Below are 14,641 nucleotides of genomic sequence, written 5' to 3'. Positions count from 1 at the left end.
TTATGATTTATTATTAACTTTTTCTATTTCTACGAATTCTGAGATTGTTTCCTGCAACAATTCTTCAACTTTTTTAACGTGACTTTTATATGCTTTCGCATGCTCTAGATTAATTCTTTCTTCTGGACTATCCATTGTTTTTTCTCTATAAGTAATCATTTTATCAATTATTCTTTTTTCGATTTCTATTATTTTTAAATAATTTGCAAATCGTTCACTGAAAGGGGATGGTCTGAAATATTTTTTTCGATCACCATGCAAAGTGTAATAATCAATCTTTCCCATTTTTAATAGAAAATTTAAGTTTGTTGATACTGTACTTTTACTGGCGCCGACTTTTTCGACTATTTGTTCGAAAGTCAAACCTGCTTTACAGGCTTCAACTATTAATAGTCCTAAAATTCTTGAGCAAAGTGGTGGCAAATGATACACTGATTCGAAATGATTACCGAATAACTCTATAAGCTCTTCTTTTTCCTTGTGTATACTAGTTTCCATAATTTTTTTGACAAAGATAAAATTGGTTCGCAATTTACCGAACTAAACGAACTTAAATTTGTGTTAATTATTTGTTACCTAAAAAAAGCGTAATATTGCCTTTTCGTTGTACTAATTTAAAGAATTATGATAACATTTCATCATAAAAGTTTATTTGTTTGCTTTTTTGCTCACAATGTAAAACAGAATAAGTCTATAATTAGTTATATTTGTTGACCTAAAAAAGAACCAAATAGTGAATATTATCAATAAGCTGAAAATTTTCAATGATCCCATTTACGGCTTCATTTCCATTCCAAATGCTTTAATATATGATTTAATTGAGCATTCCTATTTTCAGCGTTTACGCCGAATTTCACAAATGGGACTGTCTTATTTGGTATATCCTGGAGCAAATCATACTCGTTTTCATCATGCCTTAGGCTGTATGCATTTAATGCAAAAAGCAATTGAAACATTGCGCTTCAAGGAAGTAATAATTTCTACAGAAGAAGAAAACGCACTATACGTAGCTATTTTATTACATGACATTGGACATGGGCCATTTTCTCATGCTATGGAGAGAAGTATTGTTGAGGATGTAAATCACGAAGCTATTTCGTTACTATTTATGAATCAATTAAATATTGAATTTAACGGTAAGTTAAGTCTTGCCATTCAGATATTTAAGGGAGATTACCACCGAAAATTTATGTTACAATTAATATCTAGTCAATTAGATATGGACCGTATGGATTATCTTAAACGTGATAGTTTTTATAGTGGTGTAGCGGAAGGAAATGTCAATTCTGAACGCTTAATTCAGATGATGAACGTTGTAAATGATGTTTTGGTTATTGAAGAAAAAGGAATTTACTCTGTTGAAAAGTTTTTACTTTCTCGAAGATTAATGTATTGGCAAGCCTATTTACATAAAACGAGTTTGGTTGCAGAGCTTATTTTGACGAAAGTATTAAAAAGAGCAAAAGAATTAACAATAAAAGGAATTCACCTTCCTTGTAGCGAACCTTTGTTATTTTTTATGCAAAACAAGATTACTTTAGAAAATTTCACTCCTGAAACATTGGATTTATTTTCTCAATTGGATGATTTCGATATAATAGGAGCTTTAAAATCTTGGCAAAAACATGATGATTTTATACTTTCTACCTTAAGTAAAATGATAGTAAACAGAGATTTATTAAAAATAAAGCTAACAAGCGAAAAAGTTTCACTAGAGGAATTACAAAGTCTAAAAGAACGATTTGCTGCTCAAAACAACATCTCAGCAATTGACGCTAGTTATTTTATATATAGAGGAAAAATAAAAAATCAAGCTTACAGTAAAGAAGCCGAACCTATACGAATATTAAAAAAAGATAAGACAATTGAGGACGTTGTAGAAGCCTCAGACCAGCTGAATTTGAAATCGTTATCTAAATTGGTAACAAAGTATTACATCTGCTTTCCAAAACAACTGATCTAAAATTAACATTTAAAACCTATTTTTTTATATTTTTGTCGCAATGAAATTTACAGCAGAACAAATAGCAGAAATTTTAGGAGGAGAGGTTGTTGGGAATCCCAATGCAGAAGTTTCTCGCTTATCTAAAATCGAAGAAGGTACAGAAGGCTCTCTTACTTTCTTGGCTAACCCTAAATATATCAATTATATATATTCGACAAAAGCCTCAGTAACAATCGTTAATGACACTTTTGTGCCCGAAACAGAAATTAGCACAACATTAATTAAAGTTGACGATGCTTATGCTTCGTTTTCAAAATTATTAGAGTTTTATAATCAAGTAAAATTGAATAAAAACGGAATTGAGCCACAATCTTTCTTATCTGAAAGTGTTAAATATGGAGAAAATCTATATTTAGGAAGCTTTAGTTATGTGGGGCAAAACGTAGTTTTAGGTAACGATGTCAAAATTTATCCTAACTCTTTTATCGGTGACAATGTTGTTATTGGCAATAATGTCCATATTTTTGCAGGCGCCAAAATTTATTCTGAAACAATAATTGGAAACAATTGCACAATTCATTCGGGAACAATTATTGGTGCTGACGGATTTGGTTTTGTACCAAACGAAGAAGGAATTTATAGTAAAGTTCCACAAATTGGAAATGTAATTATAGAAGATAACGTCGATATTGGAGCAAATACAACTATAGATAGAGCTACTTTAGGATCAACAATTATCCGAAAAGGAGTAAAGTTAGACAATCAAATACAAATTGCTCATAATGTAGAAATTGGTGAAAACACCGTAATTGCTGCTCAATCTGGAGTTGCTGGCTCTACAAAAATTGGTAAAAATGCTATGATTGGTGGACAAGTGGGAATAGCAGGACATTTAACTATTGGAAACAATGTTAGATTGCAAGCCCAATCTGGAGTTGCCAGAAACATTAAAGACGACGAAATATTACAAGGAACACCTTCACTTGGATATACAGATTTCAATAAATCGTATGTACATTTTAAGAATTTGCCTAAAATCGTTGCTGAACTAGAAGAATTAAAAAAACAAATATTAAACCAAAAAAATGGAAATAATGGTTAAACAGAAGACCATCAAGGAGGAAATTTCACTAACAGGAGTTGGACTACACACTGGTAAAGAAGTAACAATGACTTTTAAGCCTGCTCCAATAAATAATGGATTTACTTTTGTGAGAGTTGATTTGCAAGGTCACCCAATTATTGAGGCTGATGCTAATTATGTAGTAAATACACAAAGAGGTACAAATTTAGAAAAACTAGGTGTTAAAATTCAAACACCAGAGCACGTTCTAGCGGCATTGGTAGGTTGTGATTTAGACAACGTTATAATCGAATTAAACGCATCAGAACTTCCAATAATGGACGGTTCATCAAAATATTTTGTTGAAGCAATTGAAAAAGCTAAAATAGAAGAGCAAGATGCACAACGCAATGTATATGTTGTAAAAGAAGTTATTTCTTTTACAGATGAAGCAACAGGAAGTGAAATTCTTGTAATGCCAAGTGATGATTACCAAGTTACAACTATGGTTGATTTTGGTACTAAAGTTTTAGGTACTCAAAACGCAACATTAAAAAGTATTGCTGATTTTAAATCAGAAATTTCAAATTCAAGAACATTTAGTTTCTTACATGAATTAGAATCTCTTTTAGAGCATGGATTAATCAAAGGTGGAGATTTAAACAATGCAATTGTATATGTGGATAAAGAAATATCTGAATCTACAATGGAGAATTTAAAGAAAGCTTTTGGAAAAGATAAGATCACTGTTAAACCAAACGGTATTTTAGATAACCTTACATTACATTATCCAAATGAAGCTGCAAGACATAAATTGCTTGACGTTATTGGAGATTTAGCTTTAATTGGAGTAAGAATCCAAGGTAAAATTATCGCTAACAAACCTGGTCACTTTGTAAATACTCAGTTTGCTAAAAAATTAGCTAAAATTATAAAAATAGAACAGAGAAACCATGTACCTGTTTATGATTTAAATCAAGAACCCTTGATGGACATTCATAAAATCATGTCAGTTTTACCTCATAGACCTCCATTTTTATTGATTGATAGAATTATTGAGATGTCTTCTAGTCATGTTGTAGGATTGAAAAATGTTACCATGAACGAAAACTTCTTTGTTGGTCACTTCCCTGAAGCACCGGTTATGCCAGGTGTTTTAATTGTAGAAGCAATGGCACAAACAGGAGGAATCTTAGTATTAAGTACAGTTCCAGATCCAGAAAATTACTTGACTTATTTTATGAAAATAGACAATGTTAAGTTCAAACATAAAGTATTACCTGGAGATACATTAATATTTAAATGTGAATTAATTTCTCCTATAAGAAGAGGAATTTGTCACATGCAGGCAAATGCTTATGCGAATGGTAAATTAGTTACCGAAGCAGAATTAATGGCACAAATTGCAAGAAAACAATAAAAATAGTTAATTCTTAAGATTTATTGTTTCCAAAAAAGACAATTTTAATTTAAAATACAAAAAATACAGATGAATCAACCTTTAGCTTATGTTCATCCTGGCGCTAAAATCGCTAAAAACGTTGTAATTGAGCCCTTTACAACAATTCACAATAATGTAGTTATTGGTGATGGCACTTGGATTGGTTCAAATGTAACCATAATGGAAGGCGCACGAATAGGTAAAAATTGTAATATTTTTCCAGGCGCAGTTATTTCTGCAGTACCTCAAGATTTAAAATTTGGAGGAGAAGACTCTCTAGCAATAATAGGAGACAATTGTACTATTAGAGAATGTGTTACAATTAATCGTGGTACTGTTGCTTCAGGGCAAACAATCCTTGGTAACAATTGCTTAATTATGGCCTATGCTCATATTGCTCACGATTGTGAGATTGGTAATAATGCCATTATTGTAAACGGTGTTGCATTGGCAGGACACGTTGTAGTAGGAAACCATGCTGTAATTGGTGGTTTGGCTGCAATACATCAATTTATCCATATCGGTGATCATGCAATGATATCTGGAGGTTCTTTGGTGAGAAAAGATGTTCCTCCATATACTAAAGCTGCAAAAGAGCCATTATCATACGTAGGAATTAATTCAGTAGGTTTAAGAAGAAGAGGTTTTAGCACAGATAAAATCAGAGAAATTCAAGAAATCTATAGAATTTTATACCAAAAAAATTATAATACAACTCAAGCACTTAGCATAATCGAAGGTGAAATGGAAGCAACTCCAGAAAGAGATGAAATCTTAGATTTTATCAGAAACTCATCACGTGGAATTATGAAAGGATATTCAGGAAATTACTAGAAAAAGTTCTATCGTGAATTTGTTTTATCGTTTAATAGAAAGCAAATAAACGGTTAAACGATTAAACAAAATATTAAATAAAACAAAATATAATGGCATCAACATCAGACATAAGAAACGGACTTTGTATCAAATACAATCACGACATTTATAAAATCATTGAATTTCTTCACGTAAAACCAGGTAAAGGTCCTGCTTTTGTTAGAACGAAATTAAGAAGCTTAACAACTGGAAAAGTATTAGATAATACATTTTCTGCTGGACATAAAATCGAAGATGTTCGTGTTGAAACACAAACATACCAATTTTTATATGCTGAAGGTGATGAGTTTCACTTCATGAACAATGAAACATTTGAGCAAATCTCTTTGAATAAATCAATTTTGGATGCTCCTGGATTATTAAAAGAAGGAACTAACGTAATGGTCCAAATTAATACTGAAACAGATTTACCTCTATCGGTAGATATGCCTGCTTCTGTAATCTTAGAGGTTACTTATGCTGAGCCAGGAATTAAAGGAAACACAGCAACAAATGCAACAAAATCTGCAACTGTTGAAACTGGAGCTACAGTAAACGTTCCTTTGTTTATTAATGAAGGGGATAAAATTAAAATTGATACTGCTTCTGGTTCTTACATGGAGCGTGTGAAAGAGTAGTTTTTCAATAAGATAATTTGTCAATGAGTCAATTAGAAAATTAATGCTTTAGCAGAAATTAACTAAACGCTTTTCTTTTTTCTAATTGACACATTTTCTAATTGACACATTCTCTAATTGACAAATTTTCTAATTATAAAATATGAAATTTCAAAAAGTTTACTCTTTAGAAGAAATTGCAAATTTGCTTAACTGCGAATTTGTTGGTGATAAAAACTTCCAAGTTTTAGGTATGAATGAAATTCATGTTGTCGAGCCTGGAGATATTGTTTTTGTAGATCATCCAAAATATTATGACAAGGCTTTAAATTCAGCAGCAACTATTGTTTTAATCAATAAAGTTGTAGATTGCCCTGAAGGTAAAGCACTATTAATCTCTGATGATCCTTTTAGAGATTTTAATAAACTTACAAAACATTTCAAACCTTTTCGATTTGCTAATGTTGCTATATCAGATTCAGCAATAATAGGAGAAGGATCATTAATACAGCCCAATTGTTTTATTGGAAATCATGTAACAATTGGTAAAAACTGTTTGATACATTCTAATGTATCAATATATGACCATACTGTAATTGGTGATAATGTTATCATTCATGCTGGAACAATATTAGGAGCAGATGCCTTTTATTACAAAAAACGCCCTGATGGTTTCGATCAATTAATTTCCGGAGGAAGAGTTGTAATAAAAGACAATGTTGGAATTGGAGCGCTTTGTACTATCGACAAAGGTGTTACAGGCGATACAACCATTGGCGAAGGAACCAAACTTGATAATCAGGTTCACGTAGGACACGATACTGTTATTGGAAAAAAATGCTTAATTGCATCACAAACTGGTATTGCTGGCTGTGTAATTATAGAAGATGAAGTGACAATTTGGGGACAAGTTGGCACAACAAGCGGTATTACGATAGGAGAGAAGGCTGTAATAATGGGACAAACAGGAGTTACTAAATCTGTAGAAGGAGGGAAATCTTATTTTGGTACGCCAATTGAAGAATCAAGAGAAAAGCTAAAACAATTGGCTAATATCAAGAAAATTCCTGAAATTCTAAATAAATTAAAATAACTATGACTGCTAAAGAATTTATTCAAAAATTTTATAAGTCGGATGCTTTAATTGATAGCGAAACCTTCAAATTATATTTGCATCCAGAAGTAATTGTTGATTGGCATAGTACAAAAGGACCTATCCAGTTAGATTACAATGGAGTAATAGACTTATCCAACGAATTAAGCAGAGCCTATGTGCGTTCTAAAGTTAGAATAAGTCATATAATCGAAGAGGATGATTTAGTTTCGGTACGTTATTCACATTATGTAAAGACTATCGAAAATCCAAGAGAAGAAATGTTATTAGCCCATTTTATGGCTATTTGGCAAATAAAAGACAATAAATTATACCGAGGTTATCAAATGAGTCAATTATTATAAGATATTTTGATAATAAAAAGGTTCAAAATAATTTACAAAACCTTACTTTTGCATCACAATTTTAAAAACTACATAAAATATATATCATGAGTGTTTTAGTTAATAAAGATTCCAAAATAATTGTTCAAGGATTTACAGGAAGCGAAGGAACTTTCCATGCTTCTCAAATGATTGAGTACGGTACTAATGTTGTAGGTGGTGTTACTCCAGGAAAAGGAGGAACTACACATTTGGATCGTCCAGTTTTTAACACAGTAAAAGATGCTGTAGAACAAGCTGGAGCGGATACAACAATTATTTTTGTACCACCTGCATTTGCTGCTGATGCAATTATGGAAGCAGCTGACGCTGGAATTAAAGTTATCATTGCTATTACTGAAGGAATTCCTGTAGCAGATATGATTAAAGCCAACAGTTATGTAAAAGAAAGAAATGCTAGATTAATTGGTCCAAACTGTCCAGGTATCATTACTCCAGGTGAAGCAAAAGTTGGAATTATGCCAGGTTTCGTTTTCAAAAAAGGAACTGTAGGAATCGTTTCTAAATCAGGAACTTTAACTTACGAAGCGGCTGACCAAGTTGTAAAACAAGGATTAGGAATAACTACAGCAATTGGTATTGGTGGAGATCCAATTATTGGAACTACTACTAAAGAAGCTGTTGAGTTATTAATGAATGACCCAGAAACAGAATGTATCGTAATGATTGGTGAAATTGGTGGACAATTAGAAGCTGATGCTGCTAAATGGATTAAAGCTGATGGTAACCGTAAGCCAGTTGTAGGTTTCATCGCAGGAGTAACTGCTCCAGCAGGACGTACAATGGGTCACGCAGGTGCAATCGTTGGTGGTACTGATGATACAGCTGAAGCTAAAAAGCAAATTATGAGAGACAACGGAATTCACGTAGTTGATTCTCCAGCTGAAATTGGTAAAAAAGTAAAAGAAGTATTAGGATAATCTCTAATATTTTAAAATAATAAATTCCAAAAAAAAGTCTCAATATCTGTTGAGACTTTTTTTACATTAATAGAATGTATGGAATATAACAAACACTTAGCAACTGAGTTTCTTAGGATCTTAGAGCCTTCGTGAAAAATCTGAAGAAATATGTACAAAGAATTAGAAAATTTTACAGTAAAAGGAAATTTTACTTACACACAAGACGATAGTCTAGAAGAAGTATGCAATGCATCTGAATCTGGAAGTGGAGTTTTTGTTGTTTACGCTGTTGATGGTGAGAACAAAGAATTAATCATGGTAGGTTCTACTGGAACGGTACAAAATGATGGAACTCTAAAAAGTAAAAATGGTGGATTACACGATAAAATCGTTAATGGTCACCAATTTGCAAAAACAGGAAGAAAATATTCTTGGCCAGCACAAATGAAAATTGAAGGAATCGAAAGATTAGAAGTTTCTTGGTATGAGACTTTTAATGCAGATGTAAAAATAATCCCAACATACATTGAAGGGAAAATTCTACAAGATTTCTTGGATGAAAATGGTAGATTACCAAGATGGAATGTAGCTTTCTAGTTAAACTCCTGACAACGATATAAAAAAGCTTCACCTTGGTGAGGCTTTTTTTGTATTACAAATTTTATAAAACGCCCAAATAATCTATATTTGTATTTAGAAAATAAAAAACGAATACCATAATATGAAATTACTAGAAGGAAAAGTTGCCATCATAACTGGCGCAAGCCGCGGAATAGGAAAAGGAATTGCTGAAGTTTTTGCCAAACATGGTGCAAATGTGGCTTTTACATACAGTTCATCTGTAGAATCAGCTTTGGCTTTAGAAAAAGAATTAAACGCTCTAGGTATAAAAGCAAAAGGATATCAATCGAATGCAGCTGACTTTACAGAAGCTCAAAATTTCGTTGAAGCTGTTTTAGCTGATTTTGGAACTGTAGATATTTTAATAAATAATGCTGGTATTACAAAAGACAACCTTTTAATGCGTATGTCTGAAGCTGATTTTGATCAGGTTATTGATGTTAACTTGAAATCAGTTTTTAATATGACAAAAGCAATTCAAAAAACATTCTTAAAACAACGTTCTGGATCAATCATTAACATGAGTAGTGTTGTTGGTGTAAAAGGAAATGCTGGTCAAACTAATTATGCTGCTTCAAAAGCTGGTGTTAACGGATTTACAAAATCAGTAGCATTAGAATTAGGTTCTCGTAATATTCGTTGTAATGCAATTGCACCTGGGTTTATTGAAACTGAAATGACTGCAAAATTAAGCGAAGATGTAGTTAAAGGATGGAGAGAAGGAATTCCGTTGAAACGTGGAGGAACTACTGAAGATGTGGCAAATGCTTGTCTTTTCTTAGCTTCAGATATGAGTGCTTACGTTACAGGACAAGTTCTTAATGTTTGTGGAGGAATGCTTACATAGAAAGGTACTGAGGTTCTGAGTAACAAAGGTTCAAAGGTTTTAGTTGTAAAGATTTAGGTTACTATCGCTCAATAATTTAAATATTTGAGTAATAACAGCTGATTTTGTTTTTCAATCATTAAATCTTTCAAGGATTAAATCTTTTAATAAAAAAACATGACTACAAACACGATTCTATTATTGGTACTTTCATTAGTAGTTGCAGGAGGTTTGTCATTTTTTCAATATTATTATAAGGCCAAAAGCAAATCAAAACTGAATTTGTTTTTGGCTTTTTTACGTTTTCTATCCATTTTTGGGATATTAGTTTTATTGATAAATCCGATAATTACCAAAAAATCATTAGAAATCATTAAAACTCCATTACCAATTGTAGTGGATAATTCTAGTTCGATAACCGCTTTAAATTCTAAAGAAAAAGTTATTGAACTGTATAAAAAATTAACGTCGAATAAAGAGTTACAAGATAAGTACGAAATTCAATCGTATCAATTTGATGCCGATTTTAAACAATCGGAAGAATTTGATTTTAAAGGAACTCAGACTAATCTAGACGAAATTGCAAAAAATTTAAAAAGCATCAATAAGAATGTAGTTTTTCCAACTGTAATTATTACTGACGGAAACCAAACTACAGGAAATGATTATGTTTATCGTTTTGATCCAAACAACAAAGTTTATCCAATAATAGTAGGAGATACTACAACTTTCTTGGATTTAAAAATAAATCAGCTCAATGTAAACAAATATGCTTTTTATAAAAATAAATTCCCAGTTGAAGTATTTCTTCAATATTCAGGAACAAAAAATATAAATTCCGATTTATCGATTTCTCAGGGCACTACTGTTTTGGTAAAAGAAAAGGTTTCATTTTCACCTTCTAAAAAAACGGCTACTTTAAATATACTATTACCTGCAGATAAAGTAGGAGTACAAGTTTTCAAAGCCACTATTTCGTCAAGTGAAAAAGAAAAAAACATTTATAATAATACTAAGAATTTTGCTGTAGAAGTTATAGACCAGAAAACAACCGTAGCTATTGTTTCTGCAATAAACCATCCTGATATTGCAGCTTTAAAACGTTCGATAGAATCTAATGCACAACGCAAAGTTGTTTTAGTTAAACCGAATGAAATTAAATCATTACAAGATTACAATATTTTAATTTTATACCAGCCTACTGGAGCTTTCAAAACCGTTTTCGATTCAAACAAAGCGGCTGGAATTAATACTTTTATTATAACTGGAAATAATACTGACTTCAATTTTCTAAATCAACAACAAACTTCTTTCTCATTTAGAATGAGCAATCAGAAAGAAGATTACTTAGCCGAATTCAATTCGCAATTCAATCTTTTTGCAGCTGAAGAAATTGGATTTGGAAATTTCCCGCCTTTGCAAAATTCATTCGGAACAATTACTTCCAATGAAAATATTTCGACTTTACTTTCGTCAAAAATTAGAAATGTAACTACCAATGCTCCGTTATTAGCTTTTACAGAAAGCCAAGGAAAAAGAGGTGCCTATCTTTTTGGAGAAAACACATGGAAATGGCGCATGCAAAGTCATATTGATAATCAGTCGTTTGCAAAATATGATGTTTTTATTGATAAAATCATTCAATATCTAGCATCAAATAATACTAAAAAATCATTGGTCGTAAACCACGAGAGCTTTTATAATTCAGGAGATGCACTAGAAATTAATGCTCAATATTTTAATAAAAACTATGAGTTTGACGAGAAAGCTAATCTCACTATTTCAGTAACTAATACCGAAACGAAGCAAACTAAAAATTATGATTTATTAAAAGGTAACAATTCTTACTCTGTAAATCTAGATGGACTTCCGGCTGGGAAATATTCTTTCTCTGTTAAAGAATTAAATTCAAAAACCACATACTCAAGTCATTTTGAGGTATTAGATTTTGATATCGAAAAGCAGTTTATAAATCCGGATGTTCAAAAATTACAGCAATTAGCACTACAGACTAATGGAAAAGCATTTTTTCAAGACCAATCGGATGTATTAATAAAAACACTTTTAGAAAATCAAGAATACAAAGCAATACAAAAAAATGTAAGTACCAAAACTCCTTTAATTGATTGGATTTGGCTTTTAATTTTAATTGCTATTGCATTGGCAACTGAATGGTTTGTTAGAAAATATAATGGATTGTTGTGATAAAATATAATCCAATTCTTTCTAGCTTTTATAATCTTGAAATTATAAATTAAAAGTCTAAATTATGAAAGTTAAATTCTTGTTTATTGTAACAATTTTGATGGCACTTTTTTGTTTTTTTTCATTTTCAAAGACAGATAATACTACCAAAAGTAATCTTTTAGAAAATACGATTCAGGAACGTTTTCAACCACCTCAGGGATTTGTACGAGAAGACGAATCTAAAACTTCGTTTGGATCTTTTTTACGAAATCTTCCATTAAAACAATCTGGTTCAAACGTTATGTATTTTAATGGAACTGTAAAATCAAATCGAAACGTTTATGAAGCAGTTGTAAATTTACCCATTGGAAAACAGGATTTGCATCAATGTGCTGATGCTGTGATGCGTTTGCGAGCAGATTATTTTTATAGCCAAAAACAGTACGATAAAATACATTTTAATTTCACAAATGGTTTTCGAGTTGATTTTAGTAAATGGGCCGCAGGTTACAGAATTGCAATTAAAGGTAACAAAACCAGTTGGGTTAAAACTGCAAAACCATCTAACAGTTATGAAACCTATTGGAAATACTTAGAGACGGTTTTTATGTATGCAGGAACTGCTTCGTTAGAAAAAGAGCTGAAATCAATTAATGTTTCAGACATAAAAATTGGAGATGTTTTTATAAAAGGAGGCTTTCCAGGTCACGCTGTTATTGTGGTTGATATAGCTGTAAATCCCAAAAACAAACAAAAAATTATGCTTTTAGCACAAAGCTATATGCCAGCACAGGAAATTCAAATATTGAAAAATCCAAATAATAGTTCGTTGAGTCCCTGGTATACCGTCGATTTTGGAACCACTCTGAAAACACCCGAATGGACTTTTAGTTCTTCACAATTAAAACGTTTTTAAATGAAACGATTCCTTTTTTTAGTTCTAATTTTCCAAAATGTTTTTTCTCAAGAAATCCCATTGAATGTTCAAAAATTAATTAGAGCATACCCAAGTCAAATTATTGGTTATAAAGACAATAAAATTATCTTTAGCGATAAATCAAGTTTGATTTATGATGATTTTAAAAATAAAATGAATCAAGAATTGTTGGAAAATCCAGATATTGAGGATCAATTTAAGTTTGTTTATAATAAAGCAAATAAGAATTTAATTCCAAAGGAAGACCCAGGGAGAATTCGAAATGAAGCTTTTTTTAAGAAAATTTACGGAAATTCAAAATCAGAAGTTGAATCAAAATTGATTGAAATTATTTGGTGCCCAAAATTAGTCAATCAAAAAATAAAAGTAACAACCGTAAATGGAATTGATAAAATAGTTAAAAAACTCTCGGCAGAATTAGATAATAATCCAGAATTTAAAAAATATATTAATGTTATTGGAGGTACATTTAATTGGAGAAAAATTTCAGGAACAAACCGATTGAGTATGCATAGTTATGGAATGACTATAGATATTAATGTCAAGAATTCCAATTATTGGCAATGGGATTGTAAATGTAAAAATGAAGAAGCTACTCTTTCGTATAGAAATCAAATTCCCTTGAAACTAGTTTCAATTTTTGAAAAATATGGTTTTATTTGGGGAGGAAATTGGAAACATTATGACACAATGCATTTTGAGTATCGACCTGAACTTTTTTTATAGATTTTAAATTATTTTATAATAAAAAAATATTGTGAAGGGAAGTGGATTACGAATTAAAATTTTACGATTATGGATTTTAGGCTAAAAGTATTTTCTGCGGTTGCAAATAGACTGAGTTTCACTAAAGCTGCAGCCGAATTGTATATTACACAACCCGCTGTTTCTAAACATATTCAGGAACTAGAAGAAACCTATAAAACCAAGCTTTTTGAGCGAAATGGTTCTAAAATCACTTTGACCAAAGCCGGAGAAATTCTTTTAAAACACACCAAAGACATATTCGAAATTTATCGGGAAATCGATTTTGATATGAGTACGTTTATTAATCAGCGTCAGGGATTATTGCGATTGGGTGCAAGTACTACTATTTCGCAGTATATAATTCCGCCATTATTAGCACGTTTTCATCAAAAATTACAAGATATAAAAGTCAATTTATTAAACGGAAATACGGAACAAATTGAGAGTGCATTAATCAATAAAGAGATAGAAATTGGTATTGTTGAAGGGCAATCCAGAAACCAATCGATCAAATATACTGAGTTTTTAAAAGATGAATTAGTCTTAGTTTGTAGCAGTAAAAATCCATTAGTCAATAAAAATGAAATTTTATTAGAGGATCTGCAGCACTTACGCTTTATAACTCGTGAAAGAGGCTCTGGAACACTTGAAGTTATTGAATATGCATTAAAACAATTCAATATCAAGTTATTAGAATTACAAATTGAAATGCAATTAGGAAGTACTGAAAGTATAAAATCATACCTATTAAATTCTGATTGTGTTGCCTTCATGTCAATACACGCGGTAGATAAAGAGCTTAAAAACAACGAATTAATTGTTTTAGATGTAGAAAAACTCACAATTGAGAGGTACTTTTATATCATAACACTACATGGAAAATCAGATGCTCTAACTGAGTTGTTTATAAAAAATATGGCAAACTATTATAACTTGAAGTTATAGGCTATTGCAATTTACAATTGGCAATTGTTGCAATAACTACAGATCTTTGTACTGTAAT

15 protein-coding genes are annotated in these 14,641 nt (G+C 31.2%); 14 read left to right on the top strand and 1 reads right to left on the bottom strand.

All coding sequences use genetic code 11. The features are described 5' to 3' along the window. Positions 1–498, bottom strand: coding sequence for a winged helix-turn-helix transcriptional regulator (locus LPB87_RS15535; protein ID WP_129538472.1), 498 nt, complete (start codon positions 496–498; stop codon positions 1–3). A gap of 235 nt (positions 499–733) precedes the next feature. Here LPB87_RS15535 and LPB87_RS15530 point away from each other — a divergent pair, with 235 nt between their 5' ends. The 14 genes from LPB87_RS15530 (at position 734) to LPB87_RS15465 (ending at position 14,583) form a co-directional block, all read left to right on the top strand. Further along, a complete protein-coding gene (locus tag LPB87_RS15530) occupies positions 734–1,963 on the top strand; it encodes an HD domain-containing protein (protein ID WP_230728483.1) in 1,230 nt (409 codons plus the stop codon). 40 nt (positions 1,964–2,003) lie between these two features. After that, positions 2,004–3,047: a UDP-3-O-(3-hydroxymyristoyl)glucosamine N-acyltransferase gene (lpxD, locus tag LPB87_RS15525; protein WP_129538470.1), complete on the top strand. Its 1,044-nt coding sequence runs from the start codon at positions 2,004–2,006 to the stop codon at positions 3,045–3,047. Next, positions 3,040–4,428: a bifunctional UDP-3-O-[3-hydroxymyristoyl] N-acetylglucosamine deacetylase/3-hydroxyacyl-ACP dehydratase gene (locus LPB87_RS15520; protein WP_129538469.1), complete on the top strand. Its 1,389-nt coding sequence runs from the start codon at positions 3,040–3,042 to the stop codon at positions 4,426–4,428. The genes lpxD and LPB87_RS15520 overlap by 8 nt, the downstream gene beginning before the upstream one ends. Before the next feature lie 69 nt (positions 4,429–4,497). Further along, positions 4,498–5,283 carry an acyl-ACP--UDP-N-acetylglucosamine O-acyltransferase gene (gene lpxA, locus LPB87_RS15515; RefSeq protein WP_035624097.1) on the top strand — a complete coding sequence of 262 codons (786 nt, stop codon included), beginning with the start codon at positions 4,498–4,500 and terminating at the stop codon, positions 5,281–5,283. A gap of 92 nt (positions 5,284–5,375) precedes the next feature. Then, positions 5,376–5,942, top strand: coding sequence for an elongation factor P (gene efp, locus LPB87_RS15510; RefSeq protein WP_129538468.1), 567 nt, complete (start codon positions 5,376–5,378; stop codon positions 5,940–5,942). Positions 5,943–6,084: 142 nt separating this feature from the next. Then, the gene (locus LPB87_RS15505; protein ID WP_230728482.1) at positions 6,085–7,014 is read left to right on the top strand and encodes a UDP-3-O-(3-hydroxymyristoyl)glucosamine N-acyltransferase; all 930 of its coding nucleotides are present in this window, start codon (positions 6,085–6,087) and stop codon (positions 7,012–7,014) included. Between the two features lie 2 nt (positions 7,015–7,016). Beyond that, the gene (locus LPB87_RS15500) at positions 7,017–7,379 is read left to right on the top strand and encodes a nuclear transport factor 2 family protein (protein ID WP_129538466.1); all 363 of its coding nucleotides are present in this window, start codon (positions 7,017–7,019) and stop codon (positions 7,377–7,379) included. Positions 7,380–7,465: 86 nt separating this feature from the next. Beyond that, positions 7,466–8,338: a succinate--CoA ligase subunit alpha gene (sucD, locus tag LPB87_RS15495; RefSeq protein ID WP_129538465.1), complete on the top strand. Its 873-nt coding sequence runs from the start codon at positions 7,466–7,468 to the stop codon at positions 8,336–8,338. Positions 8,339–8,488: 150 nt separating this feature from the next. Beyond that, positions 8,489–8,917: a hypothetical protein gene (locus LPB87_RS15490; RefSeq protein WP_230728481.1), complete on the top strand. Its 429-nt coding sequence runs from the start codon at positions 8,489–8,491 to the stop codon at positions 8,915–8,917. Between the two features lie 124 nt (positions 8,918–9,041). After that, the gene (fabG, locus tag LPB87_RS15485; protein ID WP_129538463.1) at positions 9,042–9,788 is read left to right on the top strand and encodes a 3-oxoacyl-[acyl-carrier-protein] reductase; all 747 of its coding nucleotides are present in this window, start codon (positions 9,042–9,044) and stop codon (positions 9,786–9,788) included. Between the two features lie 156 nt (positions 9,789–9,944). Next, positions 9,945–11,972, top strand: coding sequence for a hypothetical protein (locus LPB87_RS15480; RefSeq protein WP_230728480.1), 2,028 nt, complete (start codon positions 9,945–9,947; stop codon positions 11,970–11,972). A gap of 64 nt (positions 11,973–12,036) precedes the next feature. Beyond that, a complete protein-coding gene (locus tag LPB87_RS15475) occupies positions 12,037–12,870 on the top strand; it encodes a DUF4846 domain-containing protein (RefSeq protein ID WP_129538461.1) in 834 nt (277 codons plus the stop codon). Further along, a complete protein-coding gene (locus tag LPB87_RS15470; protein WP_129538460.1) occupies positions 12,871–13,617 on the top strand; it encodes a M15 family metallopeptidase in 747 nt (248 codons plus the stop codon). 69 nt (positions 13,618–13,686) lie between these two features. Then, a complete protein-coding gene (locus LPB87_RS15465) occupies positions 13,687–14,583 on the top strand; it encodes a LysR family transcriptional regulator (RefSeq protein ID WP_230728479.1) in 897 nt (298 codons plus the stop codon). The last annotated feature ends 58 nt before the right edge of the window (positions 14,584–14,641 follow it).

It is taken from the genome of Flavobacterium sp. EDS (genome assembly GCF_020991525.1).
GTDB lineage: Bacteria > Bacteroidota > Bacteroidia > Flavobacteriales > Flavobacteriaceae > Flavobacterium.
This window is presented reverse-complemented; position numbering and strand designations above follow the sequence as displayed.

What these genes read in the sequence shown, in the direction of transcription:
- LPB87_RS15535 (WP_129538472.1), bottom strand. Translation starts at nt 498, where the DNA reads ATGGAAACTAGTATACACAAGGAAAAAGAAGAGCTTATAGAGTTATTC.
- lpxD (WP_129538470.1), top strand. Translation starts at nt 2,004, where the DNA reads ATGAAATTTACAGCAGAACAAATAGCAGAAATTTTAGGAGGAGAGGTT.
- LPB87_RS15520 (WP_129538469.1), top strand. Translation starts at nt 3,040, where the DNA reads ATGGTTAAACAGAAGACCATCAAGGAGGAAATTTCACTAACAGGAGTT.
- lpxA (WP_035624097.1), top strand. Translation starts at nt 4,498, where the DNA reads ATGAATCAACCTTTAGCTTATGTTCATCCTGGCGCTAAAATCGCTAAA.
- efp (WP_129538468.1), top strand. Translation starts at nt 5,376, where the DNA reads ATGGCATCAACATCAGACATAAGAAACGGACTTTGTATCAAATACAAT.
- LPB87_RS15505 (WP_230728482.1), top strand. Translation starts at nt 6,085, where the DNA reads ATGAAATTTCAAAAAGTTTACTCTTTAGAAGAAATTGCAAATTTGCTT.
- LPB87_RS15500 (WP_129538466.1), top strand. Translation starts at nt 7,017, where the DNA reads ATGACTGCTAAAGAATTTATTCAAAAATTTTATAAGTCGGATGCTTTA.
- sucD (WP_129538465.1), top strand. Translation starts at nt 7,466, where the DNA reads ATGAGTGTTTTAGTTAATAAAGATTCCAAAATAATTGTTCAAGGATTT.
- LPB87_RS15490 (WP_230728481.1), top strand. Translation starts at nt 8,489, where the DNA reads ATGTACAAAGAATTAGAAAATTTTACAGTAAAAGGAAATTTTACTTAC.
- fabG (WP_129538463.1), top strand. Translation starts at nt 9,042, where the DNA reads ATGAAATTACTAGAAGGAAAAGTTGCCATCATAACTGGCGCAAGCCGC.
- LPB87_RS15480 (WP_230728480.1), top strand. Translation starts at nt 9,945, where the DNA reads ATGACTACAAACACGATTCTATTATTGGTACTTTCATTAGTAGTTGCA.
- LPB87_RS15475 (WP_129538461.1), top strand. Translation starts at nt 12,037, where the DNA reads ATGAAAGTTAAATTCTTGTTTATTGTAACAATTTTGATGGCACTTTTT.
- LPB87_RS15470 (WP_129538460.1), top strand. Translation starts at nt 12,871, where the DNA reads ATGAAACGATTCCTTTTTTTAGTTCTAATTTTCCAAAATGTTTTTTCT.
- LPB87_RS15465 (WP_230728479.1), top strand. Translation starts at nt 13,687, where the DNA reads ATGGATTTTAGGCTAAAAGTATTTTCTGCGGTTGCAAATAGACTGAGT.